We start from the raw sequence: 19,338 nt of genomic DNA, 5'->3' as shown, positions 1-19,338 counted from the left end.
CGTGCCGGCAGCCCTCCATACCTGTCAAGCAGCCCCTGCGGAAACCGGCCGGCGGTTCGGGCTGACTTCAAGAATTCATAAAATCCGAGGACATCCATGAGACTGATTTTGTTGGGCGCGCCTGGCGCGGGCAAGGGGACGCAAGCGACCTTCATCTGCCAGAAGTACGGCATTCCCCAGATTTCCACCGGCGACATGCTTCGTGCGGCCGTCAAAGCCGGCACGCAGCTGGGCATTGAAGCCAAAAAAATCATGGACTCGGGTGCACTGGTCAGCGACGACCTGATCATCAATTTAGTCAAAGAGCGCATTGCCCAGCCCGACTGCGCCAAGGGCTTTCTGTTTGACGGCTTTCCGCGCACCATTCCGCAGGCGGACGCCATGAAGTCTGCCGGCGTCAAGCTGGACTACGTTCTTGAAATCGACGTCCCCTTCGACGCCATCATCGAGCGCATGAGCGGACGCCGTTCGCACCCCGCCTCAGGCCGCACCTACCACGTCAAGTTCAATCCGCCCAAGGTTGAAGGCAAAGACGATGTGACCGGCGAGCCGCTGATCCAGCGCGATGACGACAAGGAAGAAACTGTCCGCAAGCGCCTGGAGGTTTACAGCGCCCAGACCCGTCCGCTGGTTGAGTACTACTCCAGCTGGGCAAAGTCAGAGCCTGAACTGGCCCCGAAATACCGTGCCATCAGCGGCATGGGCGGTGTTGACGAGATCACCGCCCGGGCATTTAAGGCGCTGGCGGGTTGAACCGGCCTAACGCGAGTCCACTTGCCCCAAAAAAGCCGTCAGCCCGACGGCTTTTTTTATTCCGGCTTCCGGACCTGGTGGACTGCAATTGCAAGCGCGGCTTCAACTCTCCGCCAGCAACTCGAGCATCATCGCTATCCTCGCCTTCACGGGACTCAGCCCCTGCGAATCAGAAAACAGATCCCCCGGTGTGGGCAAGACCCGGCCATTGAAGCATCTTGTCGCACGGACGACCCGAACCCCCGCAGACCGCGCGCGAAGCAAGGCCGCCTCCAGCGCGTGGTGCAAGGTGCCATTACCCGTGGCAGCAACCACCAGCCCCTGGACACCCTGTGCCAGCAACGCGTCCACGATCGCACCACTGGCGCCGGCATGGTTCATGACAATCTCAACGCGCGGCCACTGGAGCGGAATCATGGAATTCGCTATTATTTTTATAGCTGCTTGCGCCCGTTCCACATGGGTTTCCGGCCAATTTCTCACTAACCTGAGGAATCCTTCCTCCACATAGCCAATCGGCCCCGCATCACCGGAGTCAAAAGCGTCAACCCTGTAGGTATGCACTTTCTGCACGTCCAGCGCGCTGTGGATGGTTCCGGCACACACCGCGACAACACCCATTGCCCCAGCATGACGCGCCACCGCCATGGCATCCAGCATGTTCTGGGGGCCGTCAGGCACCAGCGCAGTCGCCGGCCGCATGGCACAGGTCAGCACCACAGGTTTATCGGGGCGGCACACCGCATGAAGGAAATACGCCGTTTCTTCCAGCGTGTCCGTGCCGTGCGTGATGACAATGCCCTGCACGTCCGGCTGGGCCAGAAAGTGATTGACCCGACTGGCCAGCCGCACCCATACATCGAAGCTCATGTCCTTGCTGTCGACCTGCGCGACCTGCTCGGTCATCAAGGGGCCGAACCTGGCCAAAGGCGGGACCGCCGCCACAAGTTGCTCAACGCCCACCTGGGCAGCGGTATAGCCGATGTTGTCCGACGCACTCGCAGCCTGCCCGGCAATCGTGCCGCCGGTGCCCAGAATCACAATATTTTGAGGATGCATAAAACGTAAACTTGCAATCTTTTAAAAACTGGATGAAAATACAGTTACTGGATATTAAAACAGCTACGGCAACGTTGCGTACCCAAAGCCAGCAGGCAATACGCAAGCGGGCTGAAGCAGTGATTCAAGGAGCAACAGTGATGAGCACACTCGATAACTTTTCGCATTTTCCCTCTGAGGCTCCCAAGCTCACTGCGCGCCAGCAGCAAATTCTGGAATTGATCCAGAGCGCCATCGCGCGCACGGGCGCCCCGCCCACCCGTGCTGAAATCGCCGCTGAGCTTGGCTTTCGCTCTGCCAATGCCGCCGAGGAGCACTTGCAGGCGCTGGCCCGCAAAGGCGTCATCGAGCTGGTCAGCGGGACCTCACGCGGCATACGTTTGCGCAATGACGCCCTTCGCAGCCTGAACGAATCCAGAATCAAACAGTTTTCCCTGCCGTTGCAAAGCCTGGCCCAACTCGCCCTACCTCTGGTGGGGCGGGTTGCTGCTGGCAGCCCGATTCTCGCGCAGGAACATGTCGAGCAAACCTATTATTTTGAAAGCAGCCTGTTTCAGCGCCAGCCCGACTACCTGCTCAAGGTCCGCGGCATGAGCATGCGGGACGCAGGCATCATGGATGGCGACCTGCTGGCCGTCAAGCAATCCAAGGAAGCCAAGAATGGTCAAATTGTCGTGGCCCGGCTGGGTGATGAAGTGACCGTCAAGCGCTTTCGTCGCAACAAGCACCTGATCGAACTTCTGCCCGAAAACCCGGACTTTAAAACCATTGTGGTCGAGCCCGGCGAGCCTTTCGAACTGGAAGGCCTGGCCGTCGGCCTCATTCGCAACACGATGCTGATGTAGGCAGCTCACCTGGCCACGCACCAGGTGGCGGGCGTTTGGCCGTTGTGATGGCCAACACCCTGGTGTCGGGGCCTTCCTGGCAATTTGCCAGTTTGCAATCCTGCCTGTGTAAACCTCTCTCATACAGGAGTTCATCATGGGAATCATCAGTTTTTCACATTCACCAATGTCGTCAGTCCTGCTGGCACCCGTGCAGGCATTGGTGTCATTGTTTTTGCCGGCGCAGGGTATGACTGGGGCAAGCCGTTTTTCCGCGCCAGCCGGCGCACAGCCCAGATCTCACCAGCTTGCGCTACCCTTTGCTTCCGGCGATTTCGCGGCAATGCGCGGCCCGTCTGCCCGCGCCACTGGTGCTCTTGCCGTCCAACGCTCTGTCAAGGCGTCCCGACCCAGCCGGCTGCGAGTTGTCCGTGAGTTTGACTCCAATGTCGGCCCAGCGTGCGCTGGCCGCATGGTGATATCCGGCCGCATGGCCGACGTCTGCGCGGAACTTGAGCGCATGAGCCAGCGAGAAACCTCTTTGAGATAACTGGTACGGCAAGCATCCCACCAGAAGTTCAGCCCGGGCCTATGCGCTTTGCGGCGCCGTCTGGTGCGTTTCCTTGAGATACAAAATCCCCAGTCGGAAGTGACCCCGGCGGCAAGGAAGAAAAATCTTGCAGGCACAATATCGGCATGAATATTGTGATCCTCGACGACTATCAGGACGCGGTGCGGAAATTGAACTGCGCAGCCAAGCTGGAGGCCTACCCTGCCAAGGTCTATACCAACACCGTTAAAGGCATCGGCCAGCTGTCCGTCCGCCTCAAGGATGCCGATGTCATCGTCCTGATCCGGGAGAGAACCCAGCTCAACCGGCAAGTTATTGAAAAGCTGCCCAAACTCAAGCTGATTGCCCAGACAGGCCGTGTCGGAAGCCATATAGATGTCGCGGCTTGCACAGAACGCGGCATCGCGGTTGCCGAGGGCATTGGGTCTCCTACGGCACCCGCGGAGCTGACCTGGGCACTGGTAATGACCGCCATGCGCCGCATTCCGCACTATGTAGCCCACTTGAAGCATGGCGCCTGGCAGCAGGCAGGGCTCAAGTCAGCTTCGATGCCACCCAACTTCGGCATTGGCTCCGTCCTCAAGGGCAAGACATTGGGGGTATGGAGCTACGGGAAGATCGGGCAAATTGTGGCTGGCTACGGCAGGGCCTTTGGTATGCGTGTCGTGATATGGGGCCGCGACGCATCACTGGAGCGGGCACAGGCCGATGGCTTTGAAGTCGCGGCCAGCAAAGCCGAATTCTTTGAGCAAAGCGATGTACTGAGCCTTCACCTGCGGCTCAACGCAGAGACACGCGGTATCGTCACGCTGGAAGACCTGTCGCGCATGAAAACCACGTCCCTGCTGGTGAATACGTCAAGGGCGGAGCTGATCGAACCGGAAGCATTGATCGCCTCCCTCAATCGCGGGCGGCCCGGCCTGGCGGCCATCGATGTTTTTGAGTCGGAGCCCATCCTGCAAGGCCATGCGCTGCTCCGCCTGGAAAACTGCATTTGCACGCCGCATATTGGCTATGTTGAACAGGACAGCTATGAGCTGTACTTTGGCGCGGCGTTTGACAACGTCGTCAACTTCATCAAGGGCACGCCCACCAATATCGTCAACCCGGGGGCCTTGCAAGTACGGCGCTGATGTGACACGCGCAGCCTGATCAAGTGCGCGTAAACCCGGGATTCCCGGCGAGCCAGGCTCAAACTTCGCTCAAGTTTTCTGCGTCGGCCCCGAAGAATCCGGAAAGTCGAGGTCAAACTCGATGAGATTGTTGGCAGCGGATTGCGGCGGCTGCGCACCTGCATCGATTGATGGAAACGGGGCCAGGTCCGCCCCCTCGCCTGCACTCAAATCAATATCAAGACCAAGCCGGGGGGAAGCGGGAGGCTGTGTCGGGTCGGTTGCACCTGCCACGGCAGGAGATGGCAAGGGCGCCACGATCTGGAACCGGGCTGACAGTGGCTGGATGCTGGTAGGCCCAAAACCTGCAACGCCAGGGAGCGTGTCCGGCATGGTCGGAACCGAAGGTGCGTCCGACAACCTGACCGGTGCTTCGGCGTCGCCGGGCGGCCGGCTAACAATCCTTTTTGCGATAGAGTGGAGGAGCAACAGCTCGCGGTAGGCGGCCAGGCTGAAGACCTCTCCCCGCGAATCCGGTTTGCGGAATATGGACTCTTCAAGTACGTCGAGCACCTTGGGAGTTGGCCAGAGGGCCTCAATCCGCGAGAGGGCCTCCGTGTAATACTCCAGATCGTGCGTATCCGCCGCGTATTCGTCGAATGCCGGCACCTTGGCATTGAACATCTTGTTGAAGTCTGTGCGCAACGCGTCGTAATCCTCGCGGCGGCCCAAGCTGTGATAGAGGTCAAACAGGTCGAGATAGACGAGCGCGCTTGTTTCCACGTTGTCCATGATGTGGTGACGCAGAACATCTACCGCCTTGTCGGGCCGGCCGAGCGACAGGAAGAAATCGGCCTGTTGCTGCACATCAAACAGCTCTTCGGCATTCACAATCCGCGGCATGCTGCTGATACCGCTCAGGCTAGGCAGAAATTCCGAGGGGAATCTGGATTCGGCAACCCTTGGGCGCGCCACGGCGCTTGAAGCCGGCGTATTTTTCGGCGCCTCGAAAAATGGTTCGCTGGGATCGAAATCAACCAGCGAATCGGGCAAAGGCCCGGCGCTCACCGATTCAGCTTCTGAGGCCCTGCGCAAGAAGGCTTTCCCGGTGTTACCCGTACCTTCAGTCACATAAGGCGCGCTGTCTTCGGCAAACCCTTTGCCCCACCAGGATCCCCGGCTGACACGGCTTTGCTGTCGGCTACGTATCCATAGTGCCAGGATCGCAAGAAGGGAGGCGGCCAGCAAGGCGTAAAGGGCGTATACGAGCCAGTTGTTATAGCGTTCACCGCGCGCCTGCTCAAGCTGGCCGCGCATTTCCATCACGGCTTTTTCGGTTTTCTGGCTTCGCGCGAGCATGCCGGCAACATCGGCTTCCAGGGATTTCAGGCGCTGGCTGTCGCGCACCATGTCTTGCGGCTGTGCATTAAGCGCCTGCCACAGTGCGGCGGCGGCAGCGCGCTGCTGGGCGTCTGTTGAGGGCTCCGTCAGCAGCTCCGGCGAAGACCGGAGCACAGGGTCGCGCTCGGCCGCCAGGTCAATGGGGTCAAGTTTCAGGCGAGAACGGAGCTTGCCCGCTGGCCCGGATGCGGACTTGCCAGCCCCGCGAACAGCAGGCGTTGCCTGCAGCAACCCAACTGAGGTAGCCGATCGCAATTCACTGCCTCCGACAGGCGGGACTTTTCCGGACCTCGCTCTTGGGGCTTTTCCCGGGCTGGAGGGCGCGGAGCCTGCCTGTGCCTTTGCGGCGTTACCGCCGGCGCCAGCAACTCCAGGCATCTGCGCCACCAGAGGCGCAGTCGCAACGGCTTCTCCGCCGACAACGGGAACCGGGCTGGTGTTTTCTCCGGCCACTTCCGCCAGCAGCACATACTTGCGCGTGTTTTTCTGCAGGCATCCTTCACGCACATAGAGTGTCACGACCGGCTCATCGACGCCGGAGCTTGTGCGGATGCGGATCAGCGCTTCACCGGAAGCGCCTTGCGACGTGATGACACGTACCTTGTCCTGGGCAACCTGGCTGTCGCCAAAAAACACATCTGCCGCCACACAGACTGCAGACAACCCTTCCGTGCCGTCCAGGTGCGCCGACAGGGTGACATCAAGGGGGCGTCCGACAAGGGTGGCGCCGCGCATGCGCCCCAGCGACAAGGCCACGCTGTGGACGGCAACGCCCATCAGCAGAACGCCAAGGAGATATTTGACAGGCTTCTTGGCAAGTTTCATGGGGTGGGCAATTTTGACACGGTACCCTGCCAAATACGGTCAGCCATAATTCAGGCATGGAAGTAAATTACACGAATGTGGGAATAGTTGGCACCGGCGCCATGGGGCGCGGCATTGCGCAGATCGCCGTGCAGGCCGGCAGCACCGTCAGGCTGATGGACGCGCAGGCAGGCGCCGCGGAAAAAGCGCGCGAAGCCATCTGTGCCCAATGGGACAAGCTCGTTGAAAAAGGCCGCATCGACGCAGCCGCGGCAGCCGGGCACAAAGACCGGCTTGTGCTGGCCGCCACCCTCACCGACCTGGCGGCCTGCGACCTCATCATCGAAGCCATCGTGGAGCGGCTGGAGGTCAAGAAAGCCCTGTTCGCCGAACTCGAGACACTGGTACCTGTGCACACCATTCTGGCCAGCAATACCTCCTCGCTTTCTGTAACGGCCATCGCCGCAGACCTGAAGCACCCCGAACGCCTTGCCGGTTACCATTTCTTCAATCCCGTTCCACTGATGAAAGTGGTGGAGGTCATCGCCAGCCTGAAGACCAGTCCCGCTGTGTGCGAAGGCCTGAGCCAATACGCCCGGCAAATGGGCCACACACCCGTGCAGGCCCAAGACACGCCCGGCTTCATCGTCAACCACGCCGGCCGAGGCTACGGCACCGAAGCGCTGCGCATCGTCAGCGAAGGCGTCGCCGACTTCGCCACCATAGACCGCATCCTGCGCGACCAGGCCGGCTTCAAGCTGGGTCCTTTCGAGCTGATGGACTTGACCGGGCTCGACGTCTCCCATCCCGTGATGGAGTCAATCTACCACCAGTACTACCAAGAAGCCCGCTACCGCCCCAATGTGATCACGGCGCAGCGCCTGGCCGGCGGAGTGCTGGGCCGCAAGACCGGTGAAGGCTTTTACCGCTACACCGACGGCACCATGCAAGTTCCGCCCGAGCAGGCCGTCCCTGGTGTGACCGAACTTCCGCCGGTGTGGGTGTCGCCGCGTGCTTCGCGCCGCTCGGAGCTGTTGCAACTGCTCAAAAACCTGGGCGCCAAAATTGAGACCGGCGCCTCCGCATCGCCGCAGGCCCTGATGCTGGTGGCGCCCCTTGGCTTTGACATCACCACCGTCGCCGTCGTGGAGCGGCTGGACCCGGCCCGCACCGTGGGCATCGACATGCTGATCGACGACGCAGCCACCAAGCGGCGCGTACTGGCGACCAACCCGGCCACCCGTACCGACATGCGCGACGCCGCCCATGCCCTCTTCGCCCGCGACGGCAAAGCGGTCAGCGTGATCCGCGACAGCGGCGGCTTTGTCACCCAGCGCGTGGTGGCCACCATCGTCAACATCGCCAGCGACATTTGCCAGCAAGGCATTTGCAGCCCGAAAGACCTTGAGACGGCTGTGACGCTGGGCCTCGGTTACCCCTTGGGCCCGCTGGCCATGGGTGACCGCTACGGCCCCACCAATGTGCTGGAAGTGTTGTTCAACATGCAGACCGTTTACGGCGACCAACGCTACCGCCCTTCCCCCTGGCTGCGGCGGCGCGGCGCCATCGGCCTTAGCCTGTTACACCAGGAGGAATAACACCCCCTTCGGATGCTCACTTCGTGTAGCACCTTCCCCCCTCGAGGGGGCGGCGCCTGCGGCCTGGCGAAGCCAGTTCCGCGGCCCCCACTGGCAAGGGGATCTGTACGGGGACTTGGTCCCTGCCTATTTCTTATTTCGATGCATTGGAAAAACTAGCATGGCAGGCGCAATCAAAGGTACGAGCGAGGGTCAGACCCTTATCCTGACGATCAGCAACCCCGAGTTCAAGAACGCGCTCGGCCCCGATATTTACGCTGCGGGCATTGAGGCGCTAAATGCTGCTGAAAACAACCCAGACATCCGCAGCGTGGTGATCACCGGCGAAGGTGCCATGTTTTGCGCTGGGGGCAACCTGCAGCGACTGGAAGCCAACCGCCGCGAGGCGCCGGAGGTGCAAGCCCAGAGCATTGAAGGCCTGCACAACTGGATCGACTCGATCCGGACTTATCCCAAGCCGGTGATCGCCGCCGTGGAAGGTGCTGCCGCCGGCGCGGGTTTTTCACTGGCGCTGGCCTGCGACTTCGTCGTTGCAGCGGATAACGCTGTGTTCGTGATGTCTTACAGCACCGTGGCACTCTCACCCGACGGTGGCGGCAGCTGGGTCCTGGCGCGCGCCTTGCCGCGTGCGCTGGCCAGCGAATTGCTGATGGCCGGCGAACGCATAGGCGCGCGCCGACTGCACGATTTTGGCCTGGTGAACCGCGTTGCGGCCCCGGGTGAGGCCTTGGCCCAAGCGCTTGAACTGGCCGAAAACCTGAATGCGCGCGCGCCCAATGCGCTGGCCAGCATCAAGGAACTCATCAACGACGCAGCCGGCAGCACGCTGACCGAGCAGCTCACCCACGAACGTGATCACTTCGTGCGCAACCTGCACGACGCCAACGCGGGTGAAGGCATAGACGCCTTCCTGAACAAGCGCACGCCGCACTACCGCTAGGCGGCAGGCAGCCAGTCGCGGGCTGCCCAACCGACAATCCAGGCCTCCGGCCGGGCGACACCCATGCGACAGCCCACTGGCGCCGGGCGGGTCCCTCAAGCGACAATGGTCGTCTTGTTAGTCACTCAAAAGACAGACCATGGACGATCCCATTCTTACGATAGAGGAACGAGAGGCCATTAACAATGGCCGCTGGTTTTCATCCCTGTCCCCATCCCTGAGGCACGACATACTCCGATGCGCCTACGTCAAACGCTACAAAGACGGCGAACTCATCAGCGCGCGCGGCGACGTGCCCGAGGAATGGATCTCTTGCGCACGTGGGGCCATTCGTGTCAGCTCGACCTCGATTTCGGGCAAGCAGGTCACGCTGACCTATGTGGAGCCCGGCCTTTGGGTCGGCGATGTGGCGATCTTCGACGGAGAGCGGCGTACCCACGACTCCTATGCCCATGGCGAGACCACCTTGCTGTGTGTCTCGCGCGCCGATCTGCGCAAGATCCTGAGCCAGCATGTCGAACTCTACGAGGCCCTGTTGCGCCTGCATGCACGGCGCATACGGCAGCTCTTCGGTCTGGTGGAAGACCTCAACACCCTGCCCTTGCGGGCGCGGCTGGCCAAGCAGCTGCTGCACCTGGTGCGCAGCTACGGTGTGCCCAGCCTGGCGGACAGCGGCGAGGTGCGAATCGGCCTGCAGCTGGCACAAGAGGAATTGGCGCAACTGCTGGGCGCCTCGCGCCAGCGCGTCAACCAGGAGCTCAAATCCATGGAGCGCGAAGAAGCCATCCGGATCGAGCCGGGAGGCCTGGTGGTGCGCAACCGCACAACCCTGATGCGCATCTCTGAAGCTGAAATTGACAAATAAACAGAGACAACACGTTTGAGCATGAGCAATTTCGATCACTTTGTCGGTACACGGGCTGTTTCGGGTGCGCACGCTTTTGATCTCGAAGCCCTTGCCGCTTATCTCGACAAGCACCTGCCTGGCTTCCAGGGCCCGCTGACCGCGGAAATCTTCAAGGGCGGCCAGTCCAACCCGACGTACAAGTTGATCACACCCACCGCTTCTTATGTGATGCGCGCCAAGCCGGGACCGGTGGCCAAATTGCTGCCGTCGGCCCATGCGGTGGAGCGCGAATTCAAGGTCATGCAGGGGCTGCACGGCACCGACGTGCCGGTACCCAGGATGTATTGCCTCTGCGAGGACGAATCCGTGATCGGCCGCGCTTTCTATGTAATGGAATTCGTCGAAGGCCGCGTGCTATGGGACCAGTCACTTCCCGGCATGACCAGCGCCCAGCGCGGGGATATCTACAACGAGATGAACCGCGTGGTCGCCGCACTGCACAAGGTGAAGTTTACCGAGCGGGGCCTGGCCGACTACGGCAAGCCCGGCAACTACTTTGAACGCCAGATCGGCCGCTGGAGCAAGCAGTACGCCGCATCCATCACCCAGCCCATCGCCGAGATGAACAGCCTGATGCAGTGGCTGCCGGCCAACATCCCGGCCAGCGCGCGCGACGACAGCATGGTCTCCGTCGTGCATGGTGATTTCCGGCTGGACAACCTGCTCTTTCACCCCACCGAGCCGCGTGTGCTGGCCGTGCTTGACTGGGAGCTCTCCACCCTGGGCCATCCACTGGCCGACTTCAGCTACCACTGCATGGCCTGGCACATTCCGCCGGGCGCTTTCCGCGGCATTGGCGGGCTGGACGTGGTCAGCCTGGGCATTCCCACCGAATCCGACTACATACGCCTTTACTGCGAGCGCACCGGGCTGACCACACCCGAGGCGCTCAAGGTCGACTGGAACTTCTACATGGCCTACAACCTGTTTCGCATCGCGGCCATTCTGCAAGGCATTGCCAAGCGCGTCGAGGCCGGCACGGCTTCCAGCGCCCAGGCCGTCAGCTCGGCCGCCGGCGCGCCGCTGCTGGCCAGGATGGCCTGGGGCTTTGCCCTGAAAAGCCAGGGCTGAACGACCGCTGTCTCATAACAACATCGCCTCACATCTTTCTGGAGATTTCATGGACTTCAACTACACCCCCAAAGTACAGGAACTGCGGGCGCGCCTGCTCAAGTTCATGGACGAGCATGTTTACCCCAATGAGGCCCGCTTTTTCCGCGAAATCGCCGAGAACCGCGCCAAGGGCAATGCCTGGATCCCGACCAGGCTGGTCGAGGAGCTCAAACCCAAGGCGCGTGCCGCCGGCCTGTGGAACCTGTTTTTGCCGCACTCGCCGCGCGCCCCTGAAGGTCTGTCCAACCTCGAATACGCGCCGCTGTGCGAAATCATGGGCCGCGTGCCCTTTGCGGCCGAGGTGTTCAATTGCTCGGCGCCCGACACCGGCAACATGGAAACCATCGCCCGCTACGGCTCCGAAGCCAACAAGGACCAGTGGCTGGATCCGCTGCTCAAGGGCGAGATCCGTTCTGCCTTCCTGATGACCGAGCCGGAAGTCGCTTCGTCCGACGCCACCAACATCCAGTGCCGCATCGAGCGCGACGGCGACGACTACGTCCTCAACGGCCTCAAGTGGTGGTCATCCGGCGCGGGCGATCCGCGCTGTGCCATCTACATCGTCATGGGTAAAACCAACCCCGACGCCGGCCGCCACGAACAGCAGTCCATGATCCTGGTGCCCGCCAACACGCCCGGCATCGAGGTCATCCGCCCGCTGTCGGTCTTCGGCTACGACGACGCCCCGCACGGCCACATGGAAGTGCGCCTGACGAATGTGCGCGTGCCCGCCGCCAATTTGATGCTGGGCGAAGGCCGTGGTTTCGAAATTGCCCAGGGGCGCCTCGGGCCCGGACGCATTCACCACTGCATGCGCAGCATCGGCATTGCCGAGCGCGCGCTGGAGCTGATGTGCAAGCGCCTCAATACCCGCGTGGCTTTCGGCAAACCGATCGCAAGCCAGTCGGTCTGGCACGAGCGCATTGCCGAAGCCCGCTGCATGATCGAGCAGGCCCGCCTGCTGACGCTCAAGGCGGCCTACATGATGGACACCGTTGGGAATAAGGTTGCCAAGGCCGAGATCGCCATGATCAAGGTGGTGGCGCCCAACATGGCCTGCCAGATCATCGACTGGGCCATCCAGGCCCACGGCGGAGGCGGTGTGTCGGACGACTTCCCGCTGGCCTATGCCTACGCCAGCCAGCGCACCCTGCGCCTGGCCGACGGCCCGGACGAGGTGCATCGAGCTTCTCTGGCCAAGCTTGAGCTGGCCAAGCACTTGCTGATGCCCGGCGAAATCGAGATGCCCATAACGCGTGGCGGCTGATACGCTCAAATTTTGCTATTAAATCAATAGCTACTCGCGCTCACCCCATACGGCTAAAGTGCCAATTTCACCCTGAAAATGGCAATGCGATCAGAGCGTGATGTCGTTGGACAGGCCTGCAATGGCCGATTCGCAGGCGCTCGTGAAGATCTGGGCCGCATGTTCCAGCGTCGGCATGTCGGCGGGGGTGTATTGCATGCGCAGGTAAGCCTTGCCGCGCAGAATCATCAGGATAAAAGGCACTTGCGCATCTGGTGATGGCTCCGGCCAGTTCATCAGCAAGTCGACCAGGTGGGTGTCCAGCCAGGCCTGCGCATGCACACGCTGGTCTGCCATGACTGCGTAGCGCTGCCAGAACGGCTTGGGCAGGCTTTCCCAACCTACTTCCGAATACATGGCCAGCCAGCGCACCTCTTCCGGCATGCTCAGGTCTGCGGTGGTCTGCAGGGTGTCGGTATAGGCCTGGTAAGCACGTTTTTCAAGTGAATCCTTCAGTGCCCGGTTCATGACCAGCACCGTGACGTCGTCGTTGACCTTGATCTCACCGCGGGCGCGGAGTTCTTCGCCGCGGATGTAGTCGCGCGAGGCCCGGCCACGCTCCATCTTCCAGGGTTTGCCACTCACGGAACCTTTCAGGGCAAAACCCTTGCCTTCCCCCAGGCCGGTATAAGAAAAGCCGCGGGTACCGGCCCACTCGGACACGGCATCGTCGGAGGCGCCGGCGTCGCCCGCATCCCCCTTACCCCCGACAAAGACTTTCTTCAACCGCTCAAACATGGTTTTGGCTTTTCTCTTAAAGTGCAGCAACCTCATGTTAGTCCAAGGAAGCGCCAATGATCAATGTTTACTCCTGGCCCACACCGAACGGCCACAAGGTCCACATCATGCTGGAAGAATGCGGGCTGCAGCTGGACCGGGACTGGCAAGCGATTCCAGTCAATATCGGCACCGGCGACCAGTTCAAGCCCGAATTTCTGGCTATCAGCCCGAATAACAAGATTCCTGCGCTGGTTGACCCGGTCGGCCCCGACGGCAAGCCGATCCCGGTGTTTGAATCCGGCGCCATCCTGCTGTACCTGGCCGCAAAAACCGGCCAGTTTTTGCCAAAAAGCGACCGCCTCAAATTCCAGGTGCTGCAGTGGCTGATGTTCCAGATGGGCGGCGTCGGCCCCATGATCGGGCAAACCCACCATTTCCGGCAGTACGCGCCCGAGAAAATCGACTACGCCATCAACCGCTACACGAATGAAACGAAGCGGCTTTACGGCGTGATGGACAAGCAGCTTTCCACCCACAAGTTCATCGCCTGCGATGAATACACCATCGCCGACATCGCCATCTTCCCCTGGCTGCGCAATTGGCAAAACCACGGCATCGACTGGGCCGACTACCCTCACCTCAAGAAATGGTTTGACCTGATCAGCGACCGCCCCGCCGTGCAGCGTGGCGTCAAGGTACTGGCCGATCTGCGCAGGCCCATCACCGACGACAAGGCGCGGGAAATCCTGTTTGGCAAGACGCAGTACGAAAAACGTTGAGTCCGGCGGCGATCCGATACCAGGAGCGTTGTCCCCCGATTTGGGATCAGATCGCGTAGCGAGAACGCGTCAGCAAGCCCGAGCCGCACCGGAAGAGCCGGAGCGGTAAGTAAGGATAAAAGCGCATCGAGCTGACGCCCAGACAAGAAAATCGGCCGATAGCAAGCGTAGCGAGGACCCGTCAGCAAAGCCAAACCGTACCGCAGCGACCGGAACGTACCTTCGGGTACGTGAGGATCGCGAGGAACGTATTGGCTTTGATCACGGGTCCGCAGTAGCTTGAAGCGGTCGATTGGCCTGCCCGGAGGGGATCGAACCCCCGACCCTCAGCTTAGAAGGCTGATGCTCTATCCAACTGAGCTACGGGCAGTCTGTATGTGTGTCAGCGCGGCGGAGCCGCAAACGTGCGAACTGCAGGATTCAGTTCGTCGCGAATCATACCTTCAAACGCCTGCCGGATACCCCGGGCAACAGGGTCGGACATGTCCGGCACGCAGTGATTCGGACACGGCGGTTTGTTGTGGTTCTCACACACCGCAATGACTCACCTATGGCTGGCTCCCTGTCAGGGGTATATTGTCTACACGAAAGAAACGCAAAGGCACGCACATGACCCGACCAATCCTGCTGCTGGTGGAAGACAACCCTGCCCATGTAGAGCTCACCACGGTGACATTGCAGGAAAACGGTGCGGACCATGAAATCATCGTTGCCCGCGACGGCACGGAAGCCCTGGAATACCTTTTCTGCGAAGGTGCTTACAGCAACCGGCCCAACGACCATCCGCCCGAACTCGTCATGCTGGACCTGAATTTGCCCGGCCTCAGCGGGCTGGAAGTCATGCAGCGCATGCGGGCCGACCCCCGCACCTTCTTTGTACCCGTCATCCTCCTGACGTCCGAATCCAAATACTCCCCGGTGGTGAAAGAGCTCCAGGGCGGGCTTAACAGCTACGTGCGCAAGCCGCTGCACTTTCGGGATTTTCAGGAAAAACTGGAACAGGTGCGCGAATACTGGCGCACATCCAACTTTGGGTCGTTACTCAAGCCCTGAAAACGCCGCCGTTGGCGAGACTGAGGGCTGCCAAGGCCGAACTGGCGAGGCGCCCCAACAGACAGGCGTGAAAAAGCCCACATAAGTGGGCTTTTTGCTGGGAATTTTTGGTCGGAGTACAAGGATTCGAACCTTGGACCCCCTGGTCCCAAACCAGGTGCGCTACCAGACTGCGCCACACTCCGACTAGTCAAATATTATAGCCTGAACCCGCTACACTTTCCCGCACCCCTCCTCATTTTTTCCATTCACTGGATTACCCAATGAAACTTCGCCTCGTTGCCCAGCCTGATCCGCACCGGCCCGAGGGGAAGGCTGGCAGCAGCCTTGCCGCCGCATGATGATGCGGGCCGCCGCCGGGGCCGTGTCCTGGATCGACAAGGGTCTGACACGCATGACAGCAGTATTCGGGCTGCTGGTGCTACCGCTGGCGGCACTGCTGCTGGCCCAATGGCCGCTGCGCGAACTCGTCCAGGCCTACTCACGCCAGGCCAATGATGCGGCGCAAGTGCTATTCGCACTGTACGTGGCTGTAGCCGTGACCGCGGCCTCCAGAAGCCATACCCACCTCGCTTCCCTGCAGCCGCACCCTTCCGGCGCACCCCGCCCGCGCTGGCATTCCTGGGCGCTGCTGGTCTGCATCGCGCCCTGGGCGCTGTTCATGCTCTGGGCCGGCTGGCCACTACTGGTGGCTTCCGTGGCTACTTTCGAACGGTTCGGTGAAACACTCAGCCCGGGTTACTTCGTGATCAAGATCGCGATGGTGTTGATGCTCTTGCTGGTGCTGGCGGAAGGCCTGCTCGAACTCCTGCCGCACGGCCGCGCGCCGGGCTCGCCATGAGTTTCACCGGCCCCCTCGCGGGCTTGTGGATGCTTCTGCTCCTGGGCGTGCTGATTCTCGCCACCGGCCTGCCGGTCTGGGCCTTGCTGATCGGCGTCTCCAGCTTATTCGCCACGTTGGGCCTGGCCGCAGGCGCTTTTGACCTCCAGATCTTGCAGGCCCTGCCCGTGCGAACACTGGGCCTGCTGGAAAACGATTTGCTGCAGGCTATGCCGCTGTATGTCTTCATGGGCGTGTTGCTGCAGCGCCTGACAGTGGCCGACGCCCTGTTCTCCGCCTTGCTGCGGCTGTTCCGGCCCCTGGCCGGCGCGCACGCCCTCTCGGCCCTGGGTGTCGGCGCCCTTATCGCGCCCATGAACGGCTCGGTCGCTTCCAGTTCGGCCCTGCTTTCGCGCCTGATAGCACCGCGCATGGCGCACCTGGACACCGCGCAGGCCATCTCCATCATCAGTGTGGCCGCCACCATAGGCGTGGTAGTGCCGCCTTCTCTGGTCTTGCTGCTGCTGGGCGATGCCATGATGCTGGCGCACCTGGAAGCCAGCCGGCTGCCGGGCTACCTGCAGGCCGGCCAGCGCATCATCAACACCCAGGACGTGATGCATGCCGCGCTGTTGCCCGCCCTGTGCGTACTGGCGCTCTGGGCCCTAGTGGCCTGGCGCCAGGCGCGAAAGCTTCAGGAAAAGCCGCAGCACACCCCGCTCAGCCGTGCGCAGGTGGCAGTCGCCCTGCTCGCGGGCGGCACCATCGTGCTGCTGTTGGCCGGCGTCTTTACCGGCAAGCTCTATGCGGTGGAAGCGGCGGCCACGGGTGCCATGCTGCTGGTCGCAGCCGCCCTCGCGGGCCGCTCGATTTCGGCGGCAGGCTGGCAAGCGGTGCTGGCCGACACGCTCAAGCTCAGCGGTGCCCTGTTTGCACTCCTGGTGGGTGCCACTACCTTCAGCCTGGTCTTCCGGGTGTTCGGCACCGACCGCTGGCTCAACGGCCTGCTGCTGGGCTCCACGCTACCGCCGGGCGTGACGGCGGCCCTGGTACTGCTGCTGGTGGCCTCGTGCGCCTGGGTGCTGGATGCGTTCGAAATGATTTTTGTCATCGTGCCCATCGTCGCGCCGGCGCTGATCGCGCGGCTGGGCGATGCCCAGCAGGCGGCAGTGTTGCTGCTGCTGGTGCTGCAGCTGAGTTTCCTGATACCGCCCATGGGCTATGCCGTGCTGATGGCCCGGGCCCGCTCGGGCCTGCCGGCCGTTTCGAGCCGGCGCCTGTTGGGCGCGCTATGGCCCATGCTGCTGGTGCAGGTGGCGCTCACGGTGGTGGTGTTCGCCTTTCCGGCCGCGGTGCATTGGCTGGACACGCCGGCCCCTGTGGCTTCTGAGAAAGCGCCAATGGCCGAAGATGAGATCGCGCGCCAGATGCGGGAGATGTCGCGCGTTGAGTCCCCTGAGCCGGGCACCGCCGCCGCGCCCTGAGTCGTTCCAGAACAGGGTTCTTGAACCGTTCGCCAAAAAGGAGACCGTAATGGCCATCAGGATCGTCAGGCTGGGCACGGCGCGAAGTGCCAACGAAGGTTTGCGCATAGGCACGGTGCGAAGACCGCCGCGCGGCGTGCCGAAAACCGAGTTCGCCTCGCAGGACTGGTATGACGTCTGGTACCCCAGCCTCGCGCCCAGCGTGGAAACCATGAAGTTGGGCCAGTCGGTTAACTCCGACAAGGACTGGGCAGCCTTCAGCAAAAAATACCGGGCTGAAATGAACGAACCCGATGCCAGCCGCAACCTGGACCTGCTGGCGGCGCTGTCACACCAGGCGAATTTCGCCATGGGCTGCTATTGCGAAAACGAGGCGCGTTGCCATCGCTCGCTACTGCGGGACTTACTCAAAGAACGCGGCGCAAATATCGCCTGAGGCTGGTGAAGCGGTCACGTCAAATCAAGCCGGGGCCGCGGGACTGGCTTTGCCAGACCGCAGGCGCAGCGGCCCCTCGGGGGGCAGGGAACTACACGAAGTGAGCGACCGTGGGGGCCATATTCACAATTTGACGTATTCGTACTCCAAGGGGTTGGCGTTGATACCGCGGTCCGGCGGCGCGATCCAGGCGGCCATCTTGCCGGGTTCGGTAACTCGGTTCATCAGGCTTTTGACAAATGCCGTATCGGCCGGCGTGGGCAGCCACTGGTCTTTTTTCGCTTCGAAATCGGCGGCGCTGATCGGGTTGCCCTGCGGGTCGGTGAAATTACCGGCCCAGGCGCCGACCGCGCGGCGAAAACGTGTGGACGGCAGGGTCAACTCAAAATCCACACCCGCGCGCTTGATGCCCATGTTCCAGCGCGTCACGCCGACATTGCAGTCCTTGACGTACTCGAGGCGCGTGATCTCATTCATGCCGTTGCGGGTCGAGATCGTCTCGTTTTTGAGACCGCCCTGCCCGTTCGGCACCACGATGCTCATCTCGGTTTCGAGTTCCACGTGGTCGGCGAACTTGGCTTCGTCCGGCCGGCCCTTGATGCCGTTGCTGAAGTAGTTGGCGGCGTTCGACGACGCTTCCGAGCCGAACAGGTCCAACGACGACGTGAACCAGAAGTTCATGAATTTCTGCACCGTGGGCAGGTCGATTACACCGGCTTTGCGCAGTGTGGCGACGTCGTCGGTGTCCAGCTCTTTCATCACTTCCAGCGTGCGTTTGATGACACGGCCAACCCCGGTCTCGCCCACGAACATGTGGTGGGCTTCCTCGGTCAGCATGAAGCGCGTGGTACGCGCCAGCGGGTCAAAGGCGGATTCTGCGAATGACTTGAGCTGGAACTTGCCGTCGCGGTCGGTGAAGTAGGTGAACATGAAAAAGCTCAGCCAGTTGTCCATGGGCTCGTTGAAAGTGCCCAGGATTCGCGGCTTGTCGGCATCGCCGCTGTGGCGCATCAAGAGCTCTTCCGCTTCTTCGCGGCCATCGCGGCCGAAGTGCGCATGCAGCAAATACACCATGGCCCAGAGGTGTCGGCCTTCCTCGACGTTGACCTGGAAAAGATTGCGCAGGTCATACAGCGACGGCGCGGTGTGGCCCAAGAGGCGCTGTTGCTCGACAGACGCCGGCTCGGTGTCGCCCTGCGTCACGATCAGACGGCGGAAGGTCGAGCGGTATTCGCCGGGCACGTCCTGCCAGACGTCTTCACCCATGTGGTCGCCAAAGCCAATCTTGCGACCCTCTTCCTTGTCAGCCAAAAAGATGCCCCAGCGGTAATCGGGCATGGGCGTGTAGCCGTAGCTGGCCCAGCCTGATGCATCCACGCCGACAGCAGTGCGCAAATAGACTTCCTTGGCCTTGAAGTCGCTGGGACCCATTTCGTCCCACCAGTTCAGAAAGGCGGGTTGCCAGTGCTCCAGCGCGCGCTGGAGCTGGCGGTTTTCGCCCAGGTGGACGTTGTTGGGGATGAGGGCTTGCAGATCTATTGAGCTCATGGCGTTCTTCCATCAAATAAGTTGCGAGGCGGCAGCAGCAATGTCAGTACCAGTGCCAGCGCGGAACCGGCTTTGCCGGGCCGCAGGTGGCGCCCCCTGGGGGGAGGCGC

At 61.7% G+C, this 19,338-nt stretch carries 17 protein-coding genes and 2 tRNA genes; 13 read left to right on the top strand and 6 right to left on the bottom strand.

Annotated features, from left to right (window positions below; all coding sequences use genetic code 11):
* Window positions 1-96: 96 nt before the first annotated feature.
* Complete coding sequence (gene adk, locus AC1DZE_RS21225; RefSeq protein ID WP_477648743.1) at window positions 97-753, top strand: adenylate kinase; 657 nt, start codon at window positions 97-99, stop codon at window positions 751-753.
* A 102-nt stretch (window positions 754-855) separates the two neighbouring features.
* Here adk and AC1DZE_RS21220 read toward each other — a convergent pair whose 3' ends face one another.
* Window positions 856-1,812, bottom strand: coding sequence for an asparaginase (locus AC1DZE_RS21220; protein ID WP_477673916.1), 957 nt, complete (start codon window positions 1,810-1,812; stop codon window positions 856-858).
* 140 nt (window positions 1,813-1,952) lie between these two features.
* Here AC1DZE_RS21220 and lexA point away from each other — a divergent pair, with 140 nt between their 5' ends.
* The gene (lexA, locus tag AC1DZE_RS21215) at window positions 1,953-2,657 is read left to right on the top strand and encodes a transcriptional repressor LexA (protein WP_477669422.1); all 705 of its coding nucleotides are present in this window, start codon (window positions 1,953-1,955) and stop codon (window positions 2,655-2,657) included.
* Between the two features lie 675 nt (window positions 2,658-3,332).
* A complete protein-coding gene (locus tag AC1DZE_RS21210) occupies window positions 3,333-4,340 on the top strand; it encodes a D-2-hydroxyacid dehydrogenase family protein (RefSeq protein WP_457280754.1) in 1,008 nt (335 codons plus the stop codon).
* A 69-nt stretch (window positions 4,341-4,409) separates the two neighbouring features.
* On the opposite strand, the gene AC1DZE_RS21205 is transcribed toward AC1DZE_RS21210, so the two are convergent.
* Window positions 4,410-6,545, bottom strand: a complete 2,136-nt coding sequence (locus AC1DZE_RS21205) for a type IV pilus assembly protein FimV (RefSeq protein WP_477700510.1) — start codon at window positions 6,543-6,545, stop codon at window positions 4,410-4,412.
* Window positions 6,546-6,601: 56 nt separating this feature from the next.
* Between AC1DZE_RS21205 and AC1DZE_RS21200 the strand changes: the two genes are divergently transcribed.
* The 5 genes from AC1DZE_RS21200 to AC1DZE_RS21180 all read left to right on the top strand — a co-directional run bounded on the left by AC1DZE_RS21200 (window position 6,602) and on the right by AC1DZE_RS21180 (window position 12,349).
* Window positions 6,602-8,122 carry a 3-hydroxyacyl-CoA dehydrogenase gene (locus tag AC1DZE_RS21200; protein WP_477673615.1) on the top strand — a complete coding sequence of 507 codons (1,521 nt, stop codon included), beginning with the start codon at window positions 6,602-6,604 and terminating at the stop codon, window positions 8,120-8,122.
* 160 nt (window positions 8,123-8,282) lie between these two features.
* Window positions 8,283-9,062: an oxepin-CoA hydrolase, alternative type gene (locus AC1DZE_RS21195; RefSeq protein WP_477669418.1), complete on the top strand. Its 780-nt coding sequence runs from the start codon at window positions 8,283-8,285 to the stop codon at window positions 9,060-9,062.
* A gap of 139 nt (window positions 9,063-9,201) precedes the next feature.
* Window positions 9,202-9,927 carry a Crp/Fnr family transcriptional regulator gene (locus AC1DZE_RS21190; protein WP_477669417.1) on the top strand — a complete coding sequence of 242 codons (726 nt, stop codon included), beginning with the start codon at window positions 9,202-9,204 and terminating at the stop codon, window positions 9,925-9,927.
* 21 nt (window positions 9,928-9,948) lie between these two features.
* Window positions 9,949-11,040, top strand: coding sequence for a phosphotransferase (locus AC1DZE_RS21185; RefSeq protein WP_477669416.1), 1,092 nt, complete (start codon window positions 9,949-9,951; stop codon window positions 11,038-11,040).
* Window positions 11,041-11,089: 49 nt separating this feature from the next.
* Entirely contained in the window at window positions 11,090-12,349 is a 1,260-nt protein-coding gene (locus AC1DZE_RS21180; RefSeq protein WP_477669415.1) for an acyl-CoA dehydrogenase family protein, read from the top strand.
* Window positions 12,350-12,439: 90 nt separating this feature from the next.
* Here the strand turns inward: AC1DZE_RS21180 and AC1DZE_RS21175 are convergent, their stop codons facing one another.
* Window positions 12,440-13,126 (bottom strand): hypothetical protein, encoded by a 687-nt coding sequence (locus AC1DZE_RS21175; protein WP_457280747.1) that lies wholly within the window; start codon window positions 13,124-13,126, stop codon window positions 12,440-12,442.
* 56 nt (window positions 13,127-13,182) lie between these two features.
* Here AC1DZE_RS21175 and AC1DZE_RS21170 point away from each other — a divergent pair, with 56 nt between their 5' ends.
* Window positions 13,183-13,887, top strand: coding sequence for a glutathione binding-like protein (locus tag AC1DZE_RS21170; RefSeq protein WP_477669414.1), 705 nt, complete (start codon window positions 13,183-13,185; stop codon window positions 13,885-13,887).
* 293 nt (window positions 13,888-14,180) lie between these two features.
* Here AC1DZE_RS21170 and AC1DZE_RS21165 read toward each other — a convergent pair.
* Window positions 14,181-14,257 (bottom strand) — tRNA-Arg (locus AC1DZE_RS21165).
* 239 nt (window positions 14,258-14,496) lie between these two features.
* Between AC1DZE_RS21165 and AC1DZE_RS21160 the strand changes: the two genes are divergently transcribed.
* Entirely contained in the window at window positions 14,497-14,940 is a 444-nt protein-coding gene (locus AC1DZE_RS21160; RefSeq protein WP_477648732.1) for a response regulator, read from the top strand.
* A gap of 108 nt (window positions 14,941-15,048) precedes the next feature.
* Here AC1DZE_RS21160 and AC1DZE_RS21155 read toward each other — a convergent pair.
* Window positions 15,049-15,125 (bottom strand) — tRNA-Pro (locus AC1DZE_RS21155).
* A gap of 152 nt (window positions 15,126-15,277) precedes the next feature.
* Between AC1DZE_RS21155 and AC1DZE_RS21150 the strand changes: the two genes are divergently transcribed.
* From AC1DZE_RS21150 to AC1DZE_RS21140, 3 genes are read left to right on the top strand one after another with little or no spacing between them, the layout of a single operon-like run.
* A complete protein-coding gene (locus tag AC1DZE_RS21150; RefSeq protein WP_477673837.1) occupies window positions 15,278-15,781 on the top strand; it encodes a C4-dicarboxylate ABC transporter substrate-binding protein in 504 nt (167 codons plus the stop codon).
* Window positions 15,778-17,244: a TRAP transporter large permease subunit gene (locus AC1DZE_RS21145; protein WP_477700509.1), complete on the top strand. Its 1,467-nt coding sequence runs from the start codon at window positions 15,778-15,780 to the stop codon at window positions 17,242-17,244. The genes AC1DZE_RS21150 and AC1DZE_RS21145 overlap by 4 nt, the downstream gene beginning before the upstream one ends.
* Window positions 17,245-17,293: 49 nt before the next feature.
* Complete coding sequence (locus tag AC1DZE_RS21140) at window positions 17,294-17,680, top strand: DUF488 domain-containing protein (protein ID WP_477669411.1); 387 nt, start codon at window positions 17,294-17,296, stop codon at window positions 17,678-17,680.
* Between the two features lie 123 nt (window positions 17,681-17,803).
* Here AC1DZE_RS21140 and boxB read toward each other — a convergent pair whose 3' ends face one another.
* Window positions 17,804-19,228: a benzoyl-CoA 2,3-epoxidase subunit BoxB gene (gene boxB / locus AC1DZE_RS21135; RefSeq protein ID WP_477669410.1), complete on the bottom strand. Its 1,425-nt coding sequence runs from the start codon at window positions 19,226-19,228 to the stop codon at window positions 17,804-17,806.
* Between the last annotated feature and the right edge of the window lie 110 nt (window positions 19,229-19,338).

This window comes from Polaromonas sp. P1_F1, from assembly GCF_056405795.1.
This window is presented reverse-complemented; position numbering and strand designations above follow the sequence as displayed.

Bases quoted from the DNA above. Each gene is read 5' to 3' on its own strand.
- adk (WP_477648743.1), top strand. From the start codon at position 97: ATGAGACTGATTTTGTTGGGCGCGCCTGGCGCGGGCAAGGGGACGCAA.
- AC1DZE_RS21220 (WP_477673916.1), bottom strand. From the start codon at position 1,812: ATGCATCCTCAAAATATTGTGATTCTGGGCACCGGCGGCACGATTGCC.
- lexA (WP_477669422.1), top strand. From the start codon at position 1,953: ATGAGCACACTCGATAACTTTTCGCATTTTCCCTCTGAGGCTCCCAAG.
- AC1DZE_RS21210 (WP_457280754.1), top strand. From the start codon at position 3,333: ATGAATATTGTGATCCTCGACGACTATCAGGACGCGGTGCGGAAATTG.
- AC1DZE_RS21205 (WP_477700510.1), bottom strand. From the start codon at position 6,545: ATGAAACTTGCCAAGAAGCCTGTCAAATATCTCCTTGGCGTTCTGCTG.
- AC1DZE_RS21200 (WP_477673615.1), top strand. From the start codon at position 6,602: ATGGAAGTAAATTACACGAATGTGGGAATAGTTGGCACCGGCGCCATG.
- AC1DZE_RS21195 (WP_477669418.1), top strand. From the start codon at position 8,283: ATGGCAGGCGCAATCAAAGGTACGAGCGAGGGTCAGACCCTTATCCTG.
- AC1DZE_RS21190 (WP_477669417.1), top strand. From the start codon at position 9,202: ATGGACGATCCCATTCTTACGATAGAGGAACGAGAGGCCATTAACAAT.
- AC1DZE_RS21185 (WP_477669416.1), top strand. From the start codon at position 9,949: ATGAGCAATTTCGATCACTTTGTCGGTACACGGGCTGTTTCGGGTGCG.
- AC1DZE_RS21180 (WP_477669415.1), top strand. From the start codon at position 11,090: ATGGACTTCAACTACACCCCCAAAGTACAGGAACTGCGGGCGCGCCTG.
- AC1DZE_RS21175 (WP_457280747.1), bottom strand. From the start codon at position 13,126: ATGTTTGAGCGGTTGAAGAAAGTCTTTGTCGGGGGTAAGGGGGATGCG.
- AC1DZE_RS21170 (WP_477669414.1), top strand. From the start codon at position 13,183: ATGATCAATGTTTACTCCTGGCCCACACCGAACGGCCACAAGGTCCAC.
- AC1DZE_RS21160 (WP_477648732.1), top strand. From the start codon at position 14,497: ATGACCCGACCAATCCTGCTGCTGGTGGAAGACAACCCTGCCCATGTA.
- AC1DZE_RS21150 (WP_477673837.1), top strand. From the start codon at position 15,278: ATGATGATGCGGGCCGCCGCCGGGGCCGTGTCCTGGATCGACAAGGGT.
- AC1DZE_RS21145 (WP_477700509.1), top strand. From the start codon at position 15,778: ATGAGTTTCACCGGCCCCCTCGCGGGCTTGTGGATGCTTCTGCTCCTG.
- AC1DZE_RS21140 (WP_477669411.1), top strand. From the start codon at position 17,294: ATGGCCATCAGGATCGTCAGGCTGGGCACGGCGCGAAGTGCCAACGAA.
- boxB (WP_477669410.1), bottom strand. From the start codon at position 19,228: ATGAGCTCAATAGATCTGCAAGCCCTCATCCCCAACAACGTCCACCTG.